This is a genomic window from Streptomyces sp. NPDC004561 (genome assembly GCF_053602155.1).
Genome location: NZ_JBSGDB010000617.1, coordinates 1 through 4,500, shown reverse-complemented (window position 1 = coordinate 4,500; position 4,500 = coordinate 1). Strand labels below are relative to the sequence as shown.

Sequence of the window (4,500 nt, the reverse complement as noted above, 5' to 3'; positions counted from 1 at the left end):
GCTGCTGCGCCGGGGCGACCTCACGGTGACCGAGGTGTGCCTCGCCGTCGGCTGTACCTCGCTCGGCTCGTTCAGCGCCCGCTGCGACTGTTGTTCCCGTGAACGGCACGGGAGACCGGGCCGGGAGCGAGGAGAGGTGCCCGGAGTGGCTTATCGGGGACCAGGCGCACGCCTCACGGTCGGGCCGCAAGGCCCACGCAGGTTCAAATCCTGCCCTCTCCGCACGGCGGTGGGGAAACACCTGCGGGACCTCACCCGGTGGTGAAGTCCCGCAGCTGGTCCTGGGAGCCGTTGAACCGGTCGTGGTCGCCGACCGTCTTGCCGGTCGAGGTGTACTGCCACATGGTGTACGTCGACCAGCCGGACGGGAGCGTCCCCGCGGTCGAGGCGTAGCGGGCGATCCACAGCGGATTGCTCTGGGCGAAACCGCCGTAGTCGCCGGTGCACTGGCTCCACCAGCTGGTGGCGGTGTAGATGACGGCGTCGCGGCCGGTGCGGGACTTGTAGCGGCTGAGGAAGTCGCGGATCCAGGAGACCATTCCGCTCTTGGACTTGCCGTAGCAGGCGTCGCCGTACGGGTTCCACTCGATGTCGAGCACGCCGGGCAGGGTCCTGCCGTCCTTGGTCCAGCCGCCGCCGTGGTCGACGAAGTAGTCGGCCTGGGTGGCGCCGCTCGTGGTGTCCGGGGTCGCGAAGTGGTACGCGCCGCGCATCATGCCGACGTCGTACGAACCGCCGTACTGCTGGGCGAAGGAGGGGTTGGTGTAGGACGTCCCCTCGGTGGCCTTGGTGTACGCCCACTTGGTGCCGGCCGCCCAGAGGGTCGGCCAGTCGACGTTCTCCTGGTAGCTGGAGACGTCCACGCCCTCCGTCTGGCCGGCGCGGGAGTTGTTGAGCGGGGATTCGGCGCTGTCGTCGGATCCGTCGTGGGCGAGGACGCCCATGCCCATGTAGGCGCTGCCCCGCACGGGTATCGCCTGACCGGACCGGGGGACGGCCGCCGGGGCGGACAGGGAGAGGACAAGGCCGGTCAGCGCGCCTGTGACTGCCAGGCGCGGGCGGCCGCGATGAGGAAATCGGGAGCTTCGCACGCCATCCATCTGACCCGGGGTCGGGCCGGACCGCACTCCGGGTTCCGCCCAACGAAGCCATCTCTGCCCGGCTTTGGGCCATACGGGTGGCCGACCGCGGATCGGCCGGCCGGGGGACGCGCCGCTCGGGAGCGCCCGCGGCCGGCCGGCCGCCGGTCAGCCGTCGATGCGGTGCTGGGTCCAGAAGGACGTCAGGTCGGTGCTGGTGGCGGCCTGGGCGGCGGCCTTGAACTCGGCCGTCGTCGACACGCCGTACCAGTGCGCGGCCGCGTAGTCCTTCAGCAGCTTGGTCATGGAGGTGTCGCCGAGGACGCGCCGCAGGTCGTGCAGGGCGCACTTGCCGTAGCCGTAGACCACGGTGGAGTAACGGGAGGAGTGCGCGTCCCAGTAGGCCATGGAGCCGGTGATCTTCTCCGCGCCGGAGGCCCAGGAGACGCTGTTCCAGCAGTTGGTGCCCGTCTTTCCGAGCGCGAGGTCGGTGGCGTAGTCGGCGAACGCCTCGTCCAGCCAGGGGCTGTTGTACTCGTCGTCGCCGACGATGCCGTACCACCACTGGTGGCCGATCTCGTGGGTGAGGGCGGTGCTGCTGACGAGGTCGAGGACGAATCCGGGGTACTCCATGCCGCCGAACCAGTAGTTGTTGTCGAGCACCGCGTCCAGCTCGCCGTACGGGTAGGCCCCGAAGCGTGCCGCGTGGGCGTCCACGGCGGACTCGGCGGTGCTGAGCATCGACTGGGCGCTGGAGGAGCCGATCCCCGAGACGGAGTAGACGTTCACCGCGACGCCGGCGGACGAGGTGCCGGAGACCTTGGTGAAGGGGCCGGCGGCCCAGGCGAAGTCGCGGACCTTGGCGGCGGTGGCCGTGGTGACGGTACGGCCCCCGGAGCCGGGGGTGTCGGTGGAGGTGCCCGTGGCCGGGACCAGCAGGCCGCTCGGGTGGTCGAGGGTCACCTTGAAGTCGGCGGCCAGGGAGTAGAAGGACTCGCCGTTGTCGGTGTAGGGGTCCAGGTGCCAGCCCGCGCCGTCGCGCACCGCGAGGACGGGCAGGGCGTTGCCGATGAAGCTGTAGGCGCCGTCGTGCCCGAAGCGGTCGGCGCCGCTGGGCACGGTGATGCCGAGGTCGAAGCCGATCGTGGCGCTCTGCCCCTGGGCGAGGGGGGCCGTCAGGTCGATCTTCAGGGCGGTGCAGGCCACGGTCGGGGCGTTCGCGGTGCCCCCGGTGACGTTGGTGACCCGGATCGGCATCGCGTCGCAGGTGCCGTGGTAGTTGTCCCACAGCCGCAGGTAGACCTCGTTCAGCGGGCCGGCCGAGGCGTTGGTGAAGCTCGCGCTCTCGTGCCCGGTCCAGACCGTGCCGCTCGTGTCACTGCTCAGGTTCACGGTGTACGAGGGGGCGGCCGGGGTGCGGGTGGTGTCGGTGGGCGGGGGCGCGGTTCCGCCGGAGGTGTCGAGGGCGATGTCGTCCAGGACGAAGCTGGTCTGGAGGCTGGAGTCCTCCGTGCCGGTGAAGGACAGGTTCACGGTCCGGCCGGCGAAGGCCGACACGTCGATCGACTTCTGGACGTAGCCGGTGTTCTTGTCGAGGTTGGAGTACGTGGCCAGCGTCGTGCCGCCGAGCTTGGCCGTGAGCCTGTCGTAGGCGGTGGACGAGGTGGTCTCGGCGGTGTCGATGTGCAGCCAGAAGGTGAGGGTGGCGGTGCTGCATCCGGCGGGGACGGTGACGCTCTGGGTGAGGGTGTCGGTGTGGGTGCTGCCGACTCCGTCCAGCCAGGCGTAGGAGCCGCCGCTGTGGGCGCTCTGCCCGGCGCGGCTGGTGATCACCGTGGACGAGGAGGGGGTCCACGCCGATGTCCCGCTCTCGAAGCCGCCGTTGGTGACCACCTGGGCCGGAGTGCAGGTGGCGGCCGCGGGCGCGGTGGCCGGGCGGGCGGCGGCGGGAGCTCCGGGGAGGGACAGTGCGGCCAGCGCGACGACGGTGAACACACCGGCGCCGAGGGCCTTGTGGGGGGTCGTTCTCACACGTTACTCCTTTGCGGCGGCCGGGATCCCGGCCTGCTCGATGACCGCCCGGCCGGCTGGGGTACGCCGGGGCGGCCGCGGATCGGACGTGCGCGATCGCTGTGCTGAGGAGCCGGTCGCGCCCTCATGGGGTCAGGGCGGCGACTGCCGAAAGGGTGACAGATTTGACCGGGGCATGCCAGAAGCGTTCCGGGAAGTGAGTGGCGTGCGCTCCGGATGTTCGCGGCGCAGGGGCGCGGCCGGATCCTCCCGCGTACGGAGGATCCGGCGGTACGCGCCGGGTCGGGGCGATGCCGCTGCGTCAGGCGGTGCGCAGCGTCATGAAGACGGCCCGGAGACGGGAGCCCTCGGGACCCGCCCAGCCGCTCGCGACATGACCGGTCGCCGGCCCGGCGGGCAGGGGCGGGTTGTCGCCGGCCGGGCGCAGGACCCGGTGCACATGCAGGGTCCTGCCGCCGGGCACGGCCAGGCGGGTGCCGTCCTCGTCGTCGGCCGGCTCGGGCGTGAAGCCGTCCAGGGTGGAGGGGGCGCCCGTGCAGGAGCGGGTGACCTCCCGGTCGAGGGTGTCGGTGAGGCTCTGGGCCTGCGCCCGGGCCCCGCCCTCGACCAGGGACAGCGACTCGGCGACCAGCACCGGGTCGTGGCAGCCGTCGTAGACCCAGCGCCGGCCGAGCACACCGTGCTCCATCGTGCCGATCAGCGCGTGCCCGGCGCCCTCCAGCGGTGCGCCGCGATAGGTCATCGGCACCAGGTAGGCGGTCCGTTCGGGGCTCGCGCTGTCGGTGGCCACCATGAACTCGATGCCGACCTCGCCCTCGGGGTCGTCCAGCCGGAAGCCGCCGGACTTCTCCAGCACCGGGGCGGCCGGCCCGCCGCGGTACCAGGGGCGGGTGGGCAGCCAGCCGGTGAGCAGTTCCAGCTTCGTGGGCGTGACGGTGGTGTGGTGGATGACGGCCATGCCGGTGATGATCTCCCGTCGTGCGCGCGTGCGGATGCCCCGCTCAGCCTTCCACACCGTCCGTGGCGTCGAGCGCGGGGGTCAACTCGGCCCAGGGGTTGGGGGTTTCGCCGGTCACCGGACCGCAGACCGCCGCGCCCCGCTCGTGCGCGGTCCGCACGGCGAGCGGTACGAGGGCCTCGGGGACGCCGTAGACGAGATGGCAGAGCCGGTCGGGCGGATGGCGTGCGGTCCAGGGCGGCCGGGTGAACGCCGAGACGTATGTGGACCAGTGGCCCTCGAAGGTGACGGTCAGGTCGGCGAGGCGGGCGTACCCGGCGGCCGGGTGGACGCCCGGATTGAGCACGACGGTGCCCGTGCCGAGCCGGCGCAGCTCCCGGACCAGGCGGCGGCAGCCGGGCAGGCCCAGGTACCAGTCCCGGTGCCGCCTGC

4 protein-coding genes, 1 tRNA gene and 1 pseudogene are annotated in these 4,500 nt (G+C 72.1%); 2 read left to right on the top strand and 4 right to left on the bottom strand.

Going from position 1 to position 4,500, the window contains the following annotated elements; translation table 11 throughout:
• A pseudogene (locus tag ACWEN3_RS42100) lies at positions 1-82 on the top strand (AraC family transcriptional regulator); the annotation flags it as partial.
• A gap of 48 nt (positions 83-130) precedes the next feature.
• Positions 131-222, top strand: a tRNA-Val gene (locus ACWEN3_RS42095).
• A 29-nt stretch (positions 223-251) separates the two neighbouring features.
• On the opposite strand, the gene ACWEN3_RS42090 is transcribed toward ACWEN3_RS42095, so the two are convergent.
• The 4 genes from ACWEN3_RS42090 to ACWEN3_RS42075 form a co-directional block, all read right to left on the bottom strand.
• On the bottom strand, positions 252-1,100 hold the full coding sequence (locus tag ACWEN3_RS42090; RefSeq protein ID WP_452982725.1) for a lysozyme: 849 nt from the start codon (positions 1,098-1,100) through the stop codon (positions 252-254).
• A 147-nt stretch (positions 1,101-1,247) separates the two neighbouring features.
• On the bottom strand, positions 1,248-3,110 hold the full coding sequence (locus tag ACWEN3_RS42085) for a M1 family aminopeptidase (RefSeq protein ID WP_452982722.1): 1,863 nt from the start codon (positions 3,108-3,110) through the stop codon (positions 1,248-1,250).
• Between the two features lie 301 nt (positions 3,111-3,411).
• The gene (locus tag ACWEN3_RS42080) at positions 3,412-4,068 is read right to left on the bottom strand and encodes a maltokinase N-terminal cap-like domain-containing protein (protein ID WP_452982719.1); all 657 of its coding nucleotides are present in this window, start codon (positions 4,066-4,068) and stop codon (positions 3,412-3,414) included.
• A 43-nt stretch (positions 4,069-4,111) separates the two neighbouring features.
• A partial coding sequence (locus ACWEN3_RS42075; protein WP_452982716.1) for a spherulation-specific family 4 protein occupies positions 4,112-4,500 on the bottom strand: 389 nt, incomplete at its 5' end.

Coding starts and splice junctions, on each gene's coding strand:
- ACWEN3_RS42090 (WP_452982725.1), bottom strand. CDS start 1,100: ATGGATGGCGTGCGAAGCTCCCGATTTCCTCATCGCGGCCGCCCGCGC.
- ACWEN3_RS42080 (WP_452982719.1), bottom strand. CDS start 4,068: ATGGCCGTCATCCACCACACCACCGTCACGCCCACGAAGCTGGAACTG.